Source organism: Rhodanobacter soli, assembly GCF_039523495.1.
Lineage (GTDB): Bacteria > Pseudomonadota > Gammaproteobacteria > Xanthomonadales > Rhodanobacteraceae > Rhodanobacter > Rhodanobacter soli.
This window is the reverse complement of sequence record NZ_BAAAFK010000001.1, coordinates 1,935,411-1,953,773: the sequence shown is the minus strand read 5'-3', so window position 1 is coordinate 1,953,773 and position 18,363 is coordinate 1,935,411. Positions and strand designations below refer to the sequence as shown.

Annotated in this window: 15 protein-coding genes; 4 read left to right on the top strand and 11 right to left on the bottom strand. The window is 68.8% G+C overall.

Translation table 11 applies throughout. The features are described 5' to 3' along the window. The first annotated feature begins 14 nt into the window (after window positions 1-14). Both ABD024_RS08835 and ABD024_RS08830 read left to right on the top strand, forming a co-directional pair. Window positions 15-452: a hypothetical protein gene (locus ABD024_RS08835; RefSeq protein WP_343851708.1), complete on the top strand. Its 438-nt coding sequence runs from the start codon at window positions 15-17 to the stop codon at window positions 450-452. Between the two features lie 330 nt (window positions 453-782). Continuing rightward, entirely contained in the window at window positions 783-1,667 is an 885-nt protein-coding gene (locus ABD024_RS08830) for an EamA family transporter (RefSeq protein ID WP_343851706.1), read from the top strand. 16 nt (window positions 1,668-1,683) lie between these two features. Here ABD024_RS08830 and ABD024_RS08825 read toward each other — a convergent pair whose 3' ends face one another. Next, a complete protein-coding gene (locus ABD024_RS08825) occupies window positions 1,684-5,109 on the bottom strand; it encodes a trifunctional glycoside hydrolase family 18/polysaccharide deacetylase/glycosyltransferase family 2 protein (RefSeq protein ID WP_343851704.1) in 3,426 nt (1,141 codons plus the stop codon). A gap of 74 nt (window positions 5,110-5,183) precedes the next feature. Then, window positions 5,184-6,623: a lipase family protein gene (locus ABD024_RS08820; protein ID WP_343851702.1), complete on the bottom strand. Its 1,440-nt coding sequence runs from the start codon at window positions 6,621-6,623 to the stop codon at window positions 5,184-5,186. A gap of 133 nt (window positions 6,624-6,756) precedes the next feature. Here ABD024_RS08820 and ABD024_RS08815 point away from each other — a divergent pair, with 133 nt between their 5' ends. Then, window positions 6,757-7,518, top strand: coding sequence for a YdcF family protein (locus ABD024_RS08815; RefSeq protein ID WP_343851700.1), 762 nt, complete (start codon window positions 6,757-6,759; stop codon window positions 7,516-7,518). Here ABD024_RS08815 and ABD024_RS08810 read toward each other — a convergent pair whose 3' ends face one another. From ABD024_RS08810 to ABD024_RS08800, 3 genes are all read right to left on the bottom strand, one after another. Then, window positions 7,519-8,949, bottom strand: coding sequence for an aldehyde dehydrogenase family protein (locus ABD024_RS08810; protein WP_343851699.1), 1,431 nt, complete (start codon window positions 8,947-8,949; stop codon window positions 7,519-7,521). It lies immediately after the preceding gene. Window positions 8,950-9,014: 65 nt separating this feature from the next. Then, entirely contained in the window at window positions 9,015-10,367 is a 1,353-nt protein-coding gene (xseA, locus tag ABD024_RS08805) for an exodeoxyribonuclease VII large subunit (protein WP_343851697.1), read from the bottom strand. A 109-nt stretch (window positions 10,368-10,476) separates the two neighbouring features. Continuing rightward, window positions 10,477-11,943 (bottom strand): phospholipase D-like domain-containing protein, encoded by a 1,467-nt coding sequence (locus tag ABD024_RS08800; RefSeq protein ID WP_425543160.1) that lies wholly within the window; start codon window positions 11,941-11,943, stop codon window positions 10,477-10,479. 66 nt (window positions 11,944-12,009) lie between these two features. On the opposite strand from ABD024_RS08800, the gene ABD024_RS08795 reads away from it, so the two are divergent. Next, on the top strand, window positions 12,010-13,998 hold the full coding sequence (locus ABD024_RS08795) for an acetyl-CoA hydrolase/transferase C-terminal domain-containing protein (RefSeq protein ID WP_343851693.1): 1,989 nt from the start codon (window positions 12,010-12,012) through the stop codon (window positions 13,996-13,998). Here the strand turns inward: ABD024_RS08795 and ccoS are convergent. Genes ccoS through ccoO form a run of 6 tightly spaced genes read right to left on the bottom strand, consistent with a single transcriptional unit; the run spans window position 13,892 to window position 18,358 of the window. Further along, window positions 13,892-14,137 (bottom strand): cbb3-type cytochrome oxidase assembly protein CcoS, encoded by a 246-nt coding sequence (ccoS, locus tag ABD024_RS08790; protein WP_343851691.1) that lies wholly within the window; start codon window positions 14,135-14,137, stop codon window positions 13,892-13,894. The two genes, ABD024_RS08795 and ccoS, sit on opposite strands and share 107 nt — an antisense overlap. Next, window positions 14,134-16,395 carry a heavy metal translocating P-type ATPase gene (locus ABD024_RS08785; RefSeq protein ID WP_343851689.1) on the bottom strand — a complete coding sequence of 754 codons (2,262 nt, stop codon included), beginning with the start codon at window positions 16,393-16,395 and terminating at the stop codon, window positions 14,134-14,136. The genes ccoS and ABD024_RS08785 overlap by 4 nt, the downstream gene beginning before the upstream one ends. Continuing rightward, window positions 16,392-16,631 carry a hypothetical protein gene (locus tag ABD024_RS08780; protein WP_343851686.1) on the bottom strand — a complete coding sequence of 80 codons (240 nt, stop codon included), beginning with the start codon at window positions 16,629-16,631 and terminating at the stop codon, window positions 16,392-16,394. Before ABD024_RS08780 ends, ABD024_RS08785 begins: the two co-directional genes overlap by 4 nt. Continuing rightward, the gene (gene ccoP / locus ABD024_RS08775) at window positions 16,615-17,523 is read right to left on the bottom strand and encodes a cytochrome-c oxidase, cbb3-type subunit III (RefSeq protein WP_343851684.1); all 909 of its coding nucleotides are present in this window, start codon (window positions 17,521-17,523) and stop codon (window positions 16,615-16,617) included. The genes ABD024_RS08780 and ccoP overlap by 17 nt, the downstream gene beginning before the upstream one ends. Then, window positions 17,520-17,711, bottom strand: a complete 192-nt coding sequence (locus tag ABD024_RS08770) for a cbb3-type cytochrome oxidase subunit 3 (protein WP_343851682.1) — start codon at window positions 17,709-17,711, stop codon at window positions 17,520-17,522. Before ABD024_RS08770 ends, ccoP begins: the two co-directional genes overlap by 4 nt. After that, window positions 17,708-18,358, bottom strand: coding sequence for a cytochrome-c oxidase, cbb3-type subunit II (gene ccoO, locus ABD024_RS08765; RefSeq protein ID WP_343851680.1), 651 nt, complete (start codon window positions 18,356-18,358; stop codon window positions 17,708-17,710). Before ccoO ends, ABD024_RS08770 begins: the two co-directional genes overlap by 4 nt. Between the last annotated feature and the right edge of the window lie 5 nt (window positions 18,359-18,363).

Below are 18,363 nucleotides of genomic sequence, written 5' to 3'. Positions count from 1 at the left end.
CAAGGAGAGGGACTGTGAAACGTATCGCGATGCTTCTCGTGTCATTGCTGATGTGCGTAGTCGCAGGGGTGGTGTTTGCACAGGAGACGAAGCCCTACAAGGAAGGCCATGTCCTGCAAGTCAGCTTCATCAAGATCAAGCCCGGGCAGTTCAACAACTACATGAAGTACCTGGATGGGCCTTACAAAGCCAACATGGAAGCGATGAAGAAGGCGGGCCTGATCACCGGCTACGCCGTGTACCGTTCGCAACCGCGCACGCCACAGGATGCCGACGTGATTCTGACGATCGCCTTCCCGAACATGGCTGCGCTCGATCGGACCGACGAGGCCGATGCGATCTCGACCAAGGTGCTGGGCCCCATGGACAGCCGGGACAAGGCCAGCATGGATCGGGAGTCGATGCGCGAACTGCTGGGTAGCCAGCTGACGCGGGAATTGATCCTGCAATAGCGCTTGCGGGAGGCGTGGGCGCGCGTGCAGCCCGCACCCTGCGTTGATCTTGGCGCTGCCGACAGCGCATTCGTGGCAATGCTTTACTTGGGTTCTTGAGCGGTTACGGATTGCCGGGTTTTACAGGGGACGACCATGTTGAACCGCGTTGAAAAGGCCCTTGCCTGGCAAGGGCTTTTTTGTGCGCACACGCTTCGGCCCGATGGCGACCGGTCGTGCCGCATTGCTGTCAGATGCTGTCAGCAATGACGACGGCGAGGCGGCTTGCATGGTGGGTTTCGCCCGGGTCTGCGAGCATCATGGGCAGGGTCTCCCGCCGTGGCTGCGCTCATGTCGTCACGTTCCACCGTTGCTCCGCTCGTGCTCGCGATCGGCATGCTGTTGATCAGCATGGTCTCGTACCAGTGCGGCGCGTCGCTGGCCAAGCACCTGTTCCCGCAGGTCGGCGCGCAGGGCGCCACGGCTTATCGGCTGGGGCTCAGCGCGCTGATCCTGCTGCTGTGGCGGCGGCCGTGGCGCCGGTGGGGCAGTCAGCGCGACTGGCGCACGTTATGGGGCTATGGCCTCTCGATGGGGGCGATGAACCTGGTGTTCTACATGTCGTTGCGCACGATCCCGCTGGGCATCGCGGTGGCACTGGAATTCACCGGGCCGCTGGCACTGGCGCTGTTCGGTTCGCGCCGGTGGCTCGACTTCGTCTGGATCGCGCTGGTGGTGGCTGGCCTGGGCTTGTTGCTGCCATTGCGCGAGCAGGCGCAGGCGCTGGACCCGGTCGGCGTGATGTACGCGCTGGCCGCTGGTGTGGGTTGGGCGTTGTATATCGTGCTGGGGCAGAAGGCGGGGGCCGCCTACGGCGCGGACGCGGTGACGCTGGGCACGTCGGTCGGTGCGTTGCTGGCGATCCCGTTCGGTATCGCGCATGCCGGTAGCGCGCTGCTGTCGCCCGCGCTGTTGCCGTATGCGCTGGGCGTGGCGGTGCTCAGCTCGGCGCTGCCATATTCGCTGGAGATGATCGCGCTGACCCGGTTGCCGGCGCGCACGTTCAGCACCTTGCTGAGCCTGGAGCCGGCCATCGCGGCGCTGGCCGGCGTGGCGTTGCTGGGCGAACGGCTCAGCCTGCTGCAGTGGCTGGCCATCGTGACGATCATCGTGGCGGCGGCGGGTACCGCGTTGAGCGTGCGCCGGCCCATGCTGACCGAGCCGCTGGAGGGCTGAGGGACACCGACGTCGCTCAGGCTTTCAATTCCTCGCTGGTGTTCACCGTTGCCTTGCGCTCCTGCTTGCCCCAGCCCACCGACGGGCCGCGGATGGCCGTCCATACCGAGCGCACCACCACGTAGTACATCAGCTGGCGGTAGCCGAAGCGCTGCAGCACCAGCCACCACAGCAGGCTCCACTTTTCCTTCTTCTCCATCGCGAAGGCGAGTGCCGAGGCGCCGAGGTCGACCGCCATGAAGACGGCGTAGAACGCCAGCATCCTGAGCAGGTTGGTGTCGTCGAACTGGCCGCGGTGCTGCACGTAGTCGAGGCTGGTGGCGACGATCTGCCAGACCAGCACCAGGTCGACCAGGGGCGACACCACCGAGAACAGGATCTGGAACAGCCACACCTGCGGCAGCGCCACCATGCCGAGCGCGCCGTGGCGTGGGTTGAAGGTGGCGTCGCGGTGCTTCCACAGGCACTGCAAGGTGCCGTAGGCCCAGCGGAAACGCTGGCGGGCGAGGCCGCGGGCGGTGTCCGGTGCTTCGGTCCAGGCGATCGCTTCGGCGTCGAACAGGGTGTGGTAGCCGGCTTTTTGCACCGCGATGGTGAGGTCCTGGTCTTCCGCCAGCGTGTCGGACGGGAAGCCGCCGAGCCGTTCCAGCGCTTCGCGTCGCCAGGCGCCGACGGCACCGGGCACCACGGTGATCGCGCCAAGCGCGGCCAGCGCGCGGCGCTCGAGATTTTGCGCGGTGATGTATTCCAGCGCCTGCCACAAGGTGATCAGGTTGATGCGGTTGCCGACCTTGGCGTTGCCGGCCACGGCACCGACCGTGGGGTCGGCGAACCAGCGCACCAGCCGCGGGATGGTGTCCCGTTCGAACTGGGTGTCGGCGTCCAGCGCGACCACCACCGCGCCGTTCGACTCGCGCAGTGCGGTATTCACCGCGTGCGCCTTGCCGCCGTTGGGGATGGTGATCAGCCGCACGCGCGGCTCATGCGCGTAGTGCTGGCGCACCACCGCCGAGGTGGCGTCGATCGAGCCATCGTCGACGACGATGACTTCGAGGTTCGCGTAGCGGCTTTTGAGGATGTGGCGGATCGAGCTGGCGATCACCTTCTCCTCGTTGTAGGCGGGGATCAGCACCGAGACCAGGGGCGGATCGTCCGGCAGCGTCGGCATCGTGCGCCGGCGTTCCTGCACCCGGTTGAACAAGGCGAGGCCGCCGAGCAGCAGCAGCCGGGCCACGCCCAGCGTGATGGCCGCGGTCAGCAGCCAGCGGATGAAGTGGCCGAACCAGCCCAGCGCGAGGAAGACCGAGCGGTCGGCCCACTGCGACAGCGAGCCGGGCGTCAGCGGCGGCATGGTCTGCTCGCGGCTGAGCCCGGCCAGCGTCGAGACGGTGACGAACTCGTAGCCTCGCGCGCGCAGGCCGTCGATGATGCGCGGCAGCGCGGCGATCGTCTGCGAGCGTTCGCCGCCGGCGTCGTGCAGCAATACCACCTGACCGGTGCGCTCCGGGTTGCTGGCGGCGACCTGGGTCAGCACGTTGTCGACGATCCGGTCCGCGCCGGGCCGCTGCCAGTCTTCCGCGTCGATGTGCAGACCGACCGAGATGTAGCCCATCTTCTGCGCGATCCCGATCGGTACCAGCTCGTCGGCGGTGGTCGGCTCGGCGTCGCCGAAGTAGGGCGCGCGGAACAGCCGCATCGAGCGGCCGGTGAGCGCCTCGAACAGGCGCTGGGTGGCGTTGAGCTCCAGCGACACGATGCCGGGCGGACTGTCGCCGAGGTTGGGATGGGTGAAGGTGTGGTTGCCGACGTCGTGGCCTTCGGCGACTTCCCGCTGCACCAGCTTGGGCGACATCTCGGCGTTTGCGCCGACGATGAAGAACGTCGCTGGCACGTGCTTGGCCTTGAGGATGTCGAGGATCTGCGGCGTCCATTCCGGGTCCGGGCCATCGTCGAAGGTCAGTGCGATCTTGTGCGGCAGCGTGCCGGCGCGCCGGATCACGTAGGAGCTGGGCAGGGCGCTGTAGCTTTCGTCGTCGATGCTGCCGTCGTCCTTGTCCACTTCGATGCTGCGTGCGCCGGGCGACGGCTGCGCGGCGATTTCCAGCACTTCGCCCTGGCCCTCGATGTCGATGTCCTCGCCCTGGCCGATCGTGCGCAGCTGTTCCGGTGCCGCGGCGCCATAGTCACGGCCGAGCACCGACCACACCGACGGGTCTTCCGAGCCCAGCCGCCACAGCGCGTAGCCGTAGGGTTTGTAGTCGTCGGCGGCGTGGATCTGGTTGTAGGCGGTGACGCCGTCGAGGAACCAGACCTGGTGCGTGCTGCCATCGTCCTCGCTGTAGGAGAAATTCGGGTTCTGCGTGTCCGGGTCGAACGCGATATCGGCTTTCGCGTCGCTGGCGCGGTCCATCGCGTCCTGGAAGGTCAGCGCTTCGGCGTTCTGCCCATGCGACCAGTCGTAGCCGTAGCTGCCGATCGCCACGATGACCTGGTCCGGGTCGAGCACCTTCATGCGCTTGTCGAGCGTGCTCTCGAACCAGTCCTGGGCTGCGATGCTGCCGGCGTCCTTGCCGGCCCAGTGCTGGTCGTAGGCCATCAGCAGCTCGAAGTCGACGATATCGGCGTAGCCGGCGTAATCCCAGCTGGCATCGTCGAACGGCACCGACAGCACGATGCCCCAACCGTGCGGATCGAACGCATCGTTGAGTTCGCTGAGGAAGGCCTTGAGGTCCACCTGGGCGCTGTCGGGCACATCCTCGAAGTCGATCGTCACGCCCTGGAAGCGGTTGGCAGCGAGAAACGCCACGATTTGCGCGATGCGTGCCTGCCGCATCGCGGGATCGGCCAGCATGCGCGCCAGGCCGGGGCCGTCCCAGGTACCGTTCGCCGCGTTCTGCAGCAGCGGCAGGATCGGCGTGGACGGTTTCTGCTTGCGGATCAGGTCGAATGCCTTGGCGTCGATATGGGTTTGCAGCGCCATGTCGGGGCCGCTGAGACTCATCCAGGTCGGGATCACCCAATCGAGCGTGGGCAGCGCACGTTTCAGCGACGGGTAGCTGCTGTCGTCCCAGTTGACGTAGAAGCCGATCGCCAGCGGCCGGCCGGCCGGCTTGTCCAGCGACGGCGGCGGCGTGTGCGTGGAAGCGGCCTTGCTGGCGTGTGTGTGCGGCGAGTGCAGCAGCTTCTGTCGGGCGCGCACCTCGGCGGCCAGTCGGGCGGCCGGCTTCAGCAGTTCCGGCGCGGCCGCCTTCACTCCGGCCAGCGCGTGTCGGGTCCGGCTGTGTTCGCCGATATGCAGGCCGACCATGCTGGGCCACACGAACAGGCTGGCCGCGCACGCCACCACGAACAGCGTGCTGATCACCGCGGCGGCCAGCGCCAGTCGCGAGACACGGCTGGCCCGTCGGCCGGTGGGGTCGAAGAAAATCGGTTTCTTTTGCATGCCCTTGAGGGATCGGCGGACGCTAAGGGATGACAGTGTGCACGAGGTCGCTTAACGGCGGCAGAGCAGGTCGCTCAGCCGATCGGGTCGCCCGGCACCGGTTTGTGGAAATCCTCCGGCGTCAGCGTCTGGGTCAACCGGAACACGCCCTCGTGGATCTTGCGTGGCAGCACCACGTCGAGCACGGTGCTCTGGTGCGGGCCGAGCATGACGAACAGGTCGTCATTGGTGGCGCTTCTGGCCAGTGCGTGGTGGACCAGGCCGCTGAGGTCGACCGGTTGCACGCTGGCACCGTAGGGGCGATGGCTGTCGACGGCGGGACGCAGCGTCTTGCGGCTGTTGCGCGGGTCGGCCACGCGGGCGTCGCCGGCGAGCAGGCTGTGGTCGAGGAACAGCGAGATGGTAGTGCGCTGTTTCGAATTGGCCTGGCGGTCGAGCAGGAAGCCGCCCGGCAGCAAGTCGGGGCTGGCCTGCGCGCCGGCGGTGAGCAGGAAGCCGGCACCGCTCAGCGGTTCACCGGCCTCGTCGGCGAGCCGCACGATCAGCAGGCTGCGCGGGTCGTGGATGTGCACGCGCGGATCGAACGGTCCGGCCGGCTCCAGCTCCACCTTGTCGGCGTCGCGCGCGGCGTTCTCGCGCTCGAAGGCGTCGCACAAGCCTTCGTAGTCGTCGATGCTGCGCACCTGCAGGCAGCGCAGGATCGCCTGCACGGTGGCCGGCGCGGCGCTGGCCATGATGCCGTGCTCGCTGCCGGAGTGAGCCGCGCCGGCGATCAGCTTGAACGCGCAACGCGGGCCGCGGCTGAGGTTGAGCGCCAGCGTGTCGGTACCGCCGCTGCTGTTGGTCTGCGGCGACAGCACGGCATGGTGGGCGTTGAGGTTGGCGGCGGCGATGCGCACCACACCATCGGAGCCGTCCTCGCCGGTGTAGCTGTTGAGGTGGTCGTACAGCTTGCGGTCGGGACGGTCGCCGGTGAGCACGAACAGGAACTGCCCGCGTTGCGCCGGGTCGTCGCCGTGGATGTAGTCGAGGTTGAGCGACAGCGATTCGGCGCTGCCCAGCTCCAGCCAGTCGAGGATGCGCTGGCCGGGTTCGACGCCGGCGAACCACGACTTCAACCGGCCGAGCATGCCCTTGCCGAGCTGCGCCAGCGCCGAGCCGAAGTTCGCCGGCGCCAGCATCACCAGGTGACTGAGCTTGATCGTGCTGTGCGTGGCCGGCTTGTCGCGCTGGGCGCGCAGCCACTCGCGCGCCACCGGCCCGCCGGTGGAGTGGGTGATGCAGGCGAAGCTGGCGTCGAGCAGGTGCAGGTCGCGCAACGCATGGTCGAACGCGCGCACCAGGTCGGGCATGGTCACCGCATCGTCGAAGCTCACGTATTCGGACAGCCAGATGTCGGCCAGGGTCAGCGTGAGGCCGGCCGTGGCTGCCTGCTGCTGCAGCTGCTGCGGCAGCTGGCCGTAGGTCGAGGTGTTGGTGACGCTCCAGCCGTGGACGAAGACGAGGGTGGTCATGGCTCAGCTCCCGTGCAGTGGCCCGGTCCGACGAGGGTCCGCGCGGCAGCGGGGTCGTGATACATGAGGGTACTGCCCGTGCGGCGCACCGGCATAATGGCATCAGCGTCCTGCCATCTCCACCGGCTTGCCCATGACCGTGAACGTGTTGCTTGTCCTGATCGTGCTGGCCGTCGTGCTGGCGCGGTTGAAGTGGCGCCGCTGCAGCCGTGCACTGCTGGCGTCGGCGCTGATCCTGTTGCTGGCGGTCGGCTGTGGACCGCTGCCGATCTGGCTGCTGGCGCGGCTGCAATCGGCGTATGCGGTGGATACCCCGGTTGCGTGGGGGCAGCGCAATGCGATCGTGCTGCTGGGCGCGGGCAGCGTGCGCGTGGCCGGCAGTGGCGAGGTCGAGGCGAGCCTGTTTGCCTATGGGCGCATCCGCAAGGCCGCGGAGCAGTACCGCGAGTGTCGGCGCGCCGGACGCGAGTGCAAGGTCGAGGTGAGCGGCGGCGATGTGCGCGGGCTCGGCCAGCCGGAGGCGGCGATCTACGCCGGCGACCTGCAACGGCTTGGCGTCGACGCCGCCGACCTGCTGCTGGAACCGCGCAGCATGAACACCTGGCAGAACGCGCAATTCAGCGGACCGTTGTTGAAGACCTACGGCGCCGATCGCGTGCTGCTGGTGTCGTCCGGTTATCACCTGCGCCGCGGCATGCTGTACTTCGCGCACTTCGGCATCCATGCCGTGCCGGTGCGCGCCGACTACGTCGACGGCGTGTGGTCCTGGCTGCCGCTGTCGTACAATTTCGCGATGGCCGACCTGGCCCTGCACGAGTACGCCGGCATCGCGCGCTATCACGTGTACAACGCGATGGGCTGGAACGTGCAGGCGACGCGCTCCGGTGCGCTCTGACTACGATTCGCGCATCACCATCAGGCGGGTCTCGCTCATGTCCTCGATCGCGTAGCGCACGCCCTCGCGACCGAGGCCGGACAGCTTCACGCCGCCGTACGGCATGTTGTCCACGCGGAAGCTGGGGATGTCGTTGACGATCACGCCGCCTTGTTCCAGTTCGTTCCACGCGCGCATGGCATGGTCGAGACTGTCGGTGAAGATGCCGGCCTGCAGGCCGTAGTCGGAATCGTTGACCAGCGCGATCGCCTCGTCGAACTTCCGGAACGGGGCGAGCAGGGCGAACGGGCCGAATGCCTCCAGTCGATTGGCCTTCGCGTCGGTGCGCACGTCTTCCATCAGGGTGGCGTCGAGCATGTTGCCATGGCGCTTGCCGCCGCAGAGGATCCTGCCGCCGGCCTTCTTCGCATCCAGGATCCAGCCGTGCAGGCGCTCGGCGGCAGCCTCGTCGATCATCGGGCCGAGGAACACGCTCTTGTCTTTCGGATCGCCGGCCTTGAGCTTCTTCGTGGCGGCGACCAGCTTGTGCTTCAGCGCATCGTAGATGTCGGCATGCGCGTAGATGCGCTGCACGCCGATGCAGCTCTGGCCGGACTGGTAGAACGCGCCGAAGATCAGCCGTTCGACCACGCGATCGAGCTGCGGATCCTGGTCGGCGTCGACGATGCACGCGGCATTGCCGCCCAGCTCCAGCGTCACCTTCTTGTGGCCGGCACGAGCCTTCAGGTCCCAGCCGATCTGGCCGCCGGTGAACGAGAGCAGCTTGAAGCGCGGGTCCTCGACCAGCGGACCGGCGTGCGCGCTGTCCAGGGGGAGGATCGAGAACGCGCCTTTCGGCAGGTCGGTCTCGGCCAGCACCTCGCCGATGATCAGCGCGCCGATCGGGGTCTTCTCCGACGGCTTCAGCACGAACGGGCAGCCGGCGGCGATCGCCGGCGCCACCTTGTGCGCCACCAGGTTCAGCGGAAAGTTGAATGGCGTGATGAACGATACCGGCCCCAGCGGCACGCGTTTGGTGTAGCCGTGATAGCCGTCCAGACGGCTGGCCAGTTCCAGGTTGATCGTTTCGCCGTTGATGCGCACGGCCTCCTCGGCGGCGATACGGAAAGTCTCGATCAGCCGGGTCACCTCGCCGGCCGCATCCTTGATCGGCTTGCCAGCCTCGATGCACAGCGCCTCGGCCAGCTCGTCGCGGCGCTCGGCGAAACGCGCCGCGCAATGCTGCAGCACCGCCTGGCGCGCCCACGGCTTGAACTCGCGCATCGGCCTGGCCGCCTTCACCGCGGCGGCGATCGCCTGCTCGGTGGCTTTCGTGTCCGGCACGGCGACGCGGGTGGCGAGCTGGCCGCTGTACTTGTCGCGAACGTCCAGCATGAGCTTCGACGTCTGCGGCTGGTTGGCGAGGTAGTAGGGGTAGGTTTTCCTGAGCATGGCTTTTGTCCTGGAGCGGATCGCCTCAGCATAAAGGCGCGCCACGTTCAGTGAACGTGAGCCATTCAATCGTCGTCGCTGACCCGCAGCGGCAGCTCGCCGTCGGCGAGGCGTGCGCGCAGCCGCGTATCCACGGCGACACCCTGGGCCGAGCGCAACACCTGGCCATTTGCGTCGAACAGGATCGCGTAGCCGCGCTCGAGCGTGGCCAGCGGGCTGACCGCGTGCAGCGCGTGACCGGCGTGGCGCAGCGTCGTCTGCCGGCGTTCGAGGATGTGCGTGATCGCGCGGCGCAGGCGCTGATCCTGTTCGACCAGCCGGCGTGCCAGCAGCGGCAGGCGCGCGCGCGGATGCTGTGCCAGCAGGCGCGCGTGCAGCCGTTCCATCCACGTGTGGCGCCGCTGGCTTTGTTCGCGCAGTACGACGACGAGGCGGCGCTGCAGGTGCTGCAGCCGCTCGCGGTCGCGCTGCAATCGAGCTTGTGGCCGCTGCGCCTGCAGTCGCGCCAGCAAGTGGTCGATGCGTTGCGACTGCGCCTGCAACTGGCGTTGCTGCAAGGTGGCCAGGCGCTGTTGCAGCTGGCGCAGGTGGCGGTCGACCGCCACCGCGTCGGGCACCAGCAGTTCGGCGGCGGCCGACGGCGTGGGCGCGCGCAGGTCGGCGACGAAGTCGGCGATGCTGAAGTCGATCTCGTGGCCGACTGCGGAAACCACCGGCACCGCGCTGGCATGGATCGCCCGCGCCACCGCTTCGTCGTTGAACGCCCACAGGTCTTCCAGCGAACCGCCGCCGCGGGTCAGCAGCAGCACGTCGTAGCGTGCGCTGGCGGATGCCTTGCGCAGCATCGCCACGATCGCCGGCGGCGCCTCGCGGCCCTGCACCGGCACCGGCAAGATCTCCACATCCGCCAATGGCCAGCGCCGTGCCAGCACGCTCAGCACGTCGCGGATCGCCGCGCCGGTGGCCGAGGTGACCACGCCGATGCGCCGCGCGTAACGGGGCAGGGTACGCTTGCGCGCCGGGTCGAACAGGCCTTCCGCATCGAGCCGGGCCTTGAGCTGCTCGAACTCGCGCTGCAACGCGCCTTCGCCGGCCGGCTCCATGTATTCGGCGACCAGCTGAAATTCACCGCGCGGTTCGTACAGACCGACCTTGGCGCGCAGCAGCACCTGCATGCCGTCGACCGGGCGGAAGCGCAGCGCGGAAGCTTTCAGCTTGAACATCGCGCAACGCACCTGGGCACCGCTGTCCTTCAAGGTGAAGTACAGATGCCCGGACGCGGGCTTGGCCACGTTCGACAGCTCACCTTCGATCCACACCTGCGGCAGCGCGTCGCCCAGCAGGTCGCGCACCAGCCGGTTGAGCGAACTGGGGGTGAGGATGTGGCGTGGCGTGGTGTGGTCGAATGGCTCGGGCATAGGAGCGCGAGCCTAGCATGCGGGCAGTATCAAGTTGTGAGAAAACATCCGCTTGAGGCTGGAAGCGCATGAAAGTTATCAAGTGACGAGAGCTGGTGCGGCAGCTTCTTCAGTCGTCGCCGGCGTCACGCAGTTCGCGCCAGCGGCGTTTGCGTACGCGCCAGCTGCGGATGCCCAGGTTCAACGCGAACCAGGCGGCGATGGCGCCGAACGGCCAGCCGATCCACGCCGGCCACAGGAACGCGACTACCGCCAGTGCGGCAAGCACCACGGTACCGATCACCGGCGGGCCGCTGGTGGTGTCGCCGAGCACGCGGCGATTGGCCAGTGCGGCGCCGACGCTGTTGGCGATGCGCAAGGCGCCGGCAGCCGCGCGGCCGGAGCTGCCGCCGGCGTGGCGCACCCGCGGCGGCCGCGTCTCGCTGCTGCGCACCTTTTCGCGGCTGCCATGGCCGTGCCGGCGTCGGCGCGGGGCCAGCACGATCTCGGTGGCGTTGCCCAGGTCTTTTTCGTACTGCGCGGCGAGCTGGCCGGCGAAATCGGCGTCTTCGACCGCCACGTCGAGTTCGCGATTGCCGAGCCAGCTGGCGATGTTGAGGTTGGACGAACCGACCCGCGCCCACTGGCCGTCGGCCACCGCGGTCTTGGCATGCAGCATCGAGCCGTTCCACTCGAACACGCGGATGCCGGCCTTCAGCAGCGGCCGGTAGCCCGAGCGCGACAAGCCGGCCACCACCGGGATATCGCTGCTGCCCGGCACCAGCAGGCGCACGTCCACGCCGTCGCGCGCGGCCGCCACCAGCGCCTGCACGTACGGCGCGAGGCCCACGAAGTAGGCATCGGTGAGCCATAGCGTCTTGCGCGCCATCGCGGCAATCAGCTGGTCGAGCCGATACATGCCGGCGGTGGCCGGCTGGGTGGCGATCAGCCGCAGCGCCACGTCGCCAGCTGGCGCGGCCGGTTCCGGTATGGCCGAAAACGGCCGCAGTGCGGTGCCGGTCTCGCCCCAGCTTTGCGCGAACGCGGCCTCCAGCTCGGCCACTGCCGGACCGCGCAACGCCACGCCGGTGTCGCGCCAGGGCGGTACGCCGCGCGCCGGGTCGCCCAGCCATTTCGCGCTGATGCACACACCGGACAAGAAGCCGAGGACGCCGTCGACCACCAGCAGCTTGCGGTGGTCGCGGCTGATCCAGCCCAGCGGCTCGCCCAGCTGCGGCGGGTTGAACACCCGCACCTCGCCGCCAGCCGCGCGCAACCGCGCCCAGAACGTGCTGCGCGACTGCCCGAGGCAACCGACCCAGTCGGCCACCACCGCAACGAACACGCCCGCTTGCGCGCGTTCGACCAGGGCGTCGCGAAACGCGCGACCCACTTCGTCGTCGCGGATGATGTAGTTCTCCAGCAGCACCCGCTGCCGCGCGCCACGGATCGCGGCCAGCCAGGCGTCGTAGTGCGCGGCCGCGTCGATCAGCAGTTCCACCGCGTTGCCATTGAGCAGCGGGGCGCCGGCCGCGCGGCTCAGCGCCTGTTCCGCCAGCAGGCGGCTGGGGGTGGTCGGGATCAAGGGTGTGGGCATCGGTCGAGTGTAGGCGATGGCCTGTGCGCGCGCCGTCATCCCGGCGCTTCTGGCATCATCCAGCGCATGCCGATCGAGCACCGCTACGCCGACACCGATGCCTGCGCACGCTACCTTGCCGACGAGCTGGGCCCGCACCTGCGCATCGCCGCGCCGCTGGGCTTGGGCAAGCCGCATGGATTGCTCAACGCGCTGTACCGGCTGGTAGCCGCCGACAGCGGGCGTTCGATGCGTCTGTACACCGCGCTGTCGCTGACCCGCCCGCAGCCTGCACCAGGGCTGGAGCAGCGCTTCCTCGGGCCGTTCCTCGAGCGCCACTTCGGCGCCGATGCGGTCGACCCGCACTATGCGCTGGACCAGGCGCGCGATGCGTTGCCGGCAAATGTCGAGGTGCACGAGTTCTACCTGCAGTCCGGTGCGCTGCTGCGTTCGGCCAGCGCCCAGCGCAGCTACATCAGCCAGAACTACACCCACGTCGCACGCGACCTGGCGGTGCAGGACATCAACCTGCTGGTGCAACTGGTGGCACGCCGCGAGGGAGCGGACGGCGTGCACTACAGCCTGTCGTGCAACCCGGACCTGACCCTGGATTTCCTGCGTCAGGTGCAGCTGGCCGGCCGGCGGCGGCCGATGTGCGTGGCGGTGGTGCACCCGGACCTGCCGTACCTGGGCGGCGATGCCGAGGTGGCGGAAACCTATTTCGATGTGGAATTGCGCCCGGACACGTCGCCACCGCTGTTCGCGCTGCCGCGCTCGCCGGTGGGTCCGGCCGAGTATGCGCTGGGCCTGCACGCCAGCGCGCTGGTCAAGGACGGCGGCTGCCTGCAGATCGGCATCGGCGCGCTGTCCGACGCGCTGGTCAAGGCACTGCTGCTGCGCCAGCAGGACAACATCCCGTGGCGCCGCGCGCTGGTGGCGCTGGATCCGGCCGGCGCCACGCACGCACTGGCCGGCCAGCTGGGCGGCCTGGCTCCGTTCGAGGCCGGCCTGTACGGCGCCAGCGAGATGGTGATGGACGGCTTCATGCACCTGCAGCGCGGCGGCATCCTGAAGCGGCGCAGCTGGGACAACCTGGCTCTGGAACGCGCCTCGGTCGCCGGCCAGTTGAATCCCGCCACGCCGGGCGGGCATTACCTGCGCGGTGCGTTCTTCCTCGGTTCGCGCGCATTGTACGAATGGCTGGACGCCACCGAGGCGGCCGATCCGGACGCGATCGACATGTGCGCGGTGTCCAACGTCAACCAGCTGTACGGCAACCATCAGGCGCTGGCGATGCTGCAGCGGCGTGGCGCGCGCTTCTTCAACACCTGCATGATGGCGACCCTGCTCGGCGCGGCCGCGTCCGACACGCTGGAGGACGGCGCCGTGGTCAGCGGCGTCGGCGGCCAGTACAACTTCGTGGCGATGGCGCACGAATTGCCGGACGGTCGCTCGGTGCTGCTGCTGCGCGCCACGCGCAACAGCCGTGGCGGGATCGAGAGCAACATCCGCTGGAATTACGGTCAGACCACCATCCCGCGCCACCTGCGCGACATCGTCGTCACCGAATACGGCGTCGCCGACCTGCGCGGCAAGAGCGACAGCGAGTGCATCGAGGCGATGCTGGCGATCGCCGACGCGCGTTTCCTCGACGCGCTATGTGCGCAGGCGAAGGCACACGGCAAGCTGGCCGCCGATTTCGCGATACCGGAAGCCTGGCGCCGGCATCATCCAGGCCACTTGCACGAGGTCCTGGCGCCGCTCCGGCACGAGGGCCTGCTGCCGAAGTTTCCTTTCGGCAGCGATTTCACCGAGGTCGAGCAGCGCCTGCTGCCGGCGCTGGAATGGCTGAAGGCCGGTAGCGGCAACTGGCGCGGCAAGCTGCGCTTGCTGCGCGCATGCTGCCGGCCCGGGGCAGCGGTGTCGGGCGAGGCCGAGGCGTTGGCGCGAATGGGCCTGGCAAACCCGCTCAAGCCGGTCGATCGTCTGCACCGTCGCCTGTTGCAGGCGGCGTTGCGCCGGTCGGCACTGCCAGGTCAGCCGATGCCTCCTGCGTCGATGCCGCCGGGCCCGTAGCCGGATCGTCCATCAGCGGCAGCACCGACGGGCTGTCCAGGTCGTCGAATTGCTGGTGGTTGACCGCCCAGAAGAACAGCCACACCGCGACGATCACCACCAGCAGGGTGACCGGGATCAGCACCAGCAGGATGTTCATGCGCGCAGCTCGCGTGGACGGGCTGCCGGACCGGAGGCGTCGGAGCGGCCGGGCGCCGCGTCGCCGCCGACGCGCAGCGCGTTCAGCACCACCACCAGCGAGCTCAGCGACATGCCGATGCCGGCCAGCCACGGCGGCACGAAACCGAACGCGGCGAACGGCACGGCACACAGGTTGTACAGCAAGGCCCAGCGGCGACTCTGCGCCATCACCCGCTGCACCTGGCGGGCGATCGCGCGGGCGTCGACCAGGCCGTCCAGACGTCCATCCAGCAACAGCAGGTCGGCGTGCGCCTGGGCCAGTTCGGTACCCGACGCCAGCGCCGCGGAGACGTCCGCACCGGCCAGCACCGGGGCATCGTTGCTGCCGTCGCCCACGGCCAGCGTGGCGTGCCCGTGCGCGCGTGCCGCCTGCAGCCGTTCGAGCTTGTCGGCAGGCGACTGCCGCGCATGCCAGTCGTCGATGCCGAGGCGGGCGGCGAGCGCGGCCACGCGGGTTTCGTTGTCGCCGCTGGCGATCGTGGCGGCGATGCCGTCGGTACGCAGCGCGTCGAGCGTGCGGCGGGCATCGACGCGAGGTTGTTCGTCGAGATGGAACGCGGCGATCGCGCCTTGCGCATCGGCCAGCAGCAGTGCGCCGGCTGTCCCTGCCGGAACCGGCTGGCCGGCGGGAGCCAGCGCAAAATCGGCACGACCCAGGCGCAGCTCGCGGCCATCGACCGCGCCGCTGATGCCGGCACCGGCATGGACCTGCACCGACTGCGCGTGCAGCGGCAGCGCTTGCTGGCGGGCCGCGTCGGCGAGGGCACGGGCCAGCGGGTGCGAGCTTTCGTGGGCCAGCGCGGCGGCCAGCTGCAGCACCTGTTCGACGGCATCGCCCCGCAGGGGCTCGACCGCGCGGCGGTCCAGCTGCGGCACGGTCAGTGTGCCGGTCTTGTCGAACAGCGCATGGTCGACCCGCGCCAGCGCATTCAATGCCGCACCGTCGGTGACCAGTACGCCGCGGCCGGCCAGCACGCCGAGCGCGCGGGTCAGCGTGGCCGGGCCGGTCAGCGCGAACGCGCAGGGGCAGGCCACCACCAGCACGGCCACCGCGGCCTCGAATGCGCGCGTGGGATCGACCAGCAGCCAGCCCAGGGCGGTGAGCACGGTGAGCACCAGCACGCGGGCGACGAAGCGACCGATCTCGCGATCGCTGGCGGCGATCAGCGAACGCGCCTGCCGCGCACGGGTGGCCAGGGCGCCCAGTCGCGCCACCGTGGTGGTGGCGCCGCTGTGCTCCACGCGCAACTCGGCCGGTCCGGACAGCAGCACGCTGCCGGCAACCAGCCGCTCGCCACGCTCACGCCGCAGCGGATGCGACTCGCCCGACAGCAGTGCCTCGTCCACCCGCACGCCGGCGCTTTCCAGCACGCCATCCGCCGGCACGGTGCCGCCTTCGGCGACATGCACGCGATCGCCGGGCAGCAAGGCGATCGCGGCCACCGTTTCCAGCTCGCCATCGGCGCGGCGGCGCTGCGCCAGCAGCGGCGTTGCGTCGATCGCGGCGTCGCCGAGCGCACCGCTGCGATGGCGCGAACGCAGTTCCACGTAGCGCCCGCCGAGCAGCAGGAACACGAACATGGTCACCGAGTCGAAATAGATCTCGCCGCTGCCGCGCAGCGTGTTGAACGTGCTGGCCAGAAACACCAGCGCCACCGCCAGCGCCACCGGCAGGTTGATGCCGAGCCGGCGCTCGCCCAGTTCGCGCACGGCGCCGCTGAAGAACGGCTGCGCCGAGTAGAACACCACAGGCAGGGTAGTCAGCAGACCCAGCCAGCGGAACAGGTTGCGCGTGCTGAAGTCGACGAAATCGACCACGCCGATGTAGATCACGAACGCGTATGTCATCACCTGCATCGAGCACATGCCGGCGACCAGCAGGCGCTTCAGCGCGTCATGCTGCTCGTGCGAGCGGGCGTCGTCGATGCTGTCGTGCTGCAGCGGCTGCGCCGGGCAGTTCGCGGCGGCAAAGTTGTCGAGCAGGCCCGGCAGCGAAGTGCGTTGTGCGTCCCACACGACCCGCACACGCTGCGCCGGACGATCAATGGCGACACGCCGCACGCCGGGCAGGGCGCGGATCCGCCGTTCCAGCCACAGTACCTGGCGTGCGTCGTTCAGCGACTCGACCCGCAGTGCGATTTCGCTGCAACCGTCGCGGCGTGGGCGCAATACCTGCACGGCGAGTTGCGGATGGGCCCACGCCGCGTAGGTGTTCATCGCGGCGGGTCAGTCGATGGGTGGGGCGGCGGCCCGGCACTGCTGTGCGCACTTACCGGTACGCCGAACACGGTGTGCGAGGTACCCAGCGGCGTGTCGGCGTGGCTCGCACCAAGCATGATCATCCACACGCAACCGGCCAGCGATGCCACGAAGATGAAGACGCCAAGCCACAGCATCGGCTGGCGGTACCAGGCCGATGCCGTGCGGGCGGCCATGTCATTGCGTGCTTTCATCGGTCGGATGCGACAAGTGATAGACGTAAGCCGCGACCACGCGAATCTGGTCGTCGGACAGACGCGGGCTCCACGCCGGCATGTGGCCCTGGCGGCCCTCGCCGATGCTCTTCTCGATGTTGGCCATGCTGCCGCCGTGCAACCACACCTTGTCGGTGAGGTTCGGTGCGCCCAGCGCCGGGTTGCCCTTGCCCTCGGCACCATGACAGGCGGCGCAGGTGGTGAACAGCGGCTGCCCGGCAGCGGCCTTGGCCGCATCGTGCGGCGAGCCGGACAGGCTAAGCACGTACTGCGCGAGGTTCTTCACGTTGTCCGCGCCCAGGCTGGCCCACGGCGGCATCACGCCGCTGCGTCCGTCGTGGATCGAGGTGGTGATGTCGTTGCCGCTGCTGCCGTAGAGCCAGTCGCTGTCGCTGAGATCGGGTGCGCCGAGCGCGACGTTGCCCTTCGCGCTGCGCTGGTGGCAGGCGGCGCAGTTGTCCTCGAACAGCACCTTGCCCATCTGCTGCGCGGCGGGGTCGCTGGCCAGCTGCTCGACGGGGTACAGCTTGAAGCGCTCCATCAGTGGCGCCAGCGTGGCTTCGTTGGCAGCCACGTGCTGGGCCAGCTCGTTGTGCGAGGTCCAGCCGAGTACGCCCTTGAAGCTGCCGAAGCCGGGGAACAGCGCCAGGTAGGCGAAGCCGATCACGAACATGGCGCCGGAGAACAGCACCCACCACAGCGGCAGGTTGCGCACGCCTTCGCGCAGCACGCCGTGGGCCCAGACGTGGCCGCTGGTGCCGTCGGGCAGGGTGGGGATCTTCGCGCGCGGCCCCCACAGGTACAGGAAGAACGTGATGCCCATGTTCAGCACCACCAGAAACATCACCCACAACGACCATCCCGCACTCATGGGCGATCCTCCTTCGTCTCGGATTCGACTTCAGGCTCGTCTTCCATGGGCAGGCGTGCCATTCGGTTGAACGTGGGCTTGTGGTACTTGCGCCAGGCCCAGAACCAGATGCCCAGGAAGGTGAACATCATCAGCAGAATGAACACGCCGGCGAGGTGGCCCCAGATCGGGTTCGTCGGCGTGATCATGGCGCACCTCCGGTGCTGGCCGGGACGGCCGCCGGATCGGGCTCGTTCTTGATGCCCAGGCCCTGCAGATACGCGATCAGCGCATCCATCTCGGTCTTGCCTTCCACCGCGGCCGGCGCGCCGGCGATGTCCGCATCGCTGTACGGGTCACCCAGCCTGCGCAAAGTGCGCATGCGCGCCTGGATGTCGGCGGCGTCGAGCTTCTTTCCGGCCAGCCACGGATAGCCGGGCATGTTCGACTCCGGCACGACCTGGCGCGGGTCCAGCAGGTGCATGCGCTGCCAGTCGTCGGAGTACTTGCCGCCGACGCGGGCCAGGTCCGGGCCGGTGCGCTTGGAGCCCCACTGGAACGGCCGGTCGTAGACCGATTCGGCGGCGGTCGAGAAGTGACCGTAGCGCTGGGTCTCGAAACGCAGCGCACGGATCATCTGCGAGTGGCACAGGTAGCAGCCCTCGCGCACGTAGACGTCCTTGCCGGCCAGCCGCAGCGGGTCGTACGGGTGCACGCCGGGCGGCGCCTCGAGCTTGTGTGCCTCGACGAACAGCGGGGTGATCTCGGCCAGGCCGCCCAAGGACACCATGATCGCGATACCGATCGCGAGCAGGCCGGCGTGTTTCTCGATTGCTTCGAAGTGCTTGTAAGCCATGGTGG

Bases quoted from the DNA above. Each gene is read 5' to 3' on its own strand.
- ABD024_RS08830 (WP_343851706.1), top strand. From the start codon at position 783: ATGTCGTCACGTTCCACCGTTGCTCCGCTCGTGCTCGCGATCGGCATG.
- ABD024_RS08825 (WP_343851704.1), bottom strand. From the start codon at position 5,109: ATGCAAAAGAAACCGATTTTCTTCGACCCCACCGGCCGACGGGCCAGC.
- ABD024_RS08820 (WP_343851702.1), bottom strand. From the start codon at position 6,623: ATGACCACCCTCGTCTTCGTCCACGGCTGGAGCGTCACCAACACCTCG.
- ABD024_RS08815 (WP_343851700.1), top strand. From the start codon at position 6,757: ATGACCGTGAACGTGTTGCTTGTCCTGATCGTGCTGGCCGTCGTGCTG.
- ABD024_RS08810 (WP_343851699.1), bottom strand. From the start codon at position 8,949: ATGCTCAGGAAAACCTACCCCTACTACCTCGCCAACCAGCCGCAGACG.
- xseA (WP_343851697.1), bottom strand. From the start codon at position 10,367: ATGCCCGAGCCATTCGACCACACCACGCCACGCCACATCCTCACCCCC.
- ABD024_RS08800 (WP_425543160.1), bottom strand. From the start codon at position 11,943: ATGCCCACACCCTTGATCCCGACCACCCCCAGCCGCCTGCTGGCGGAA.
- ABD024_RS08795 (WP_343851693.1), top strand. From the start codon at position 12,010: ATGCCGATCGAGCACCGCTACGCCGACACCGATGCCTGCGCACGCTAC.
- ccoS (WP_343851691.1), bottom strand. From the start codon at position 14,137: ATGAACATCCTGCTGGTGCTGATCCCGGTCACCCTGCTGGTGGTGATC.
- ABD024_RS08785 (WP_343851689.1), bottom strand. From the start codon at position 16,395: ATGAACACCTACGCGGCGTGGGCCCATCCGCAACTCGCCGTGCAGGTA.
- ABD024_RS08780 (WP_343851686.1), bottom strand. From the start codon at position 16,631: ATGAAAGCACGCAATGACATGGCCGCCCGCACGGCATCGGCCTGGTAC.
- ccoP (WP_343851684.1), bottom strand. From the start codon at position 17,523: ATGAGTGCGGGATGGTCGTTGTGGGTGATGTTTCTGGTGGTGCTGAAC.
- ABD024_RS08770 (WP_343851682.1), bottom strand. From the start codon at position 17,711: ATGATCACGCCGACGAACCCGATCTGGGGCCACCTCGCCGGCGTGTTC.
- ccoO (WP_343851680.1), bottom strand. From the start codon at position 18,358: ATGGCTTACAAGCACTTCGAAGCAATCGAGAAACACGCCGGCCTGCTC.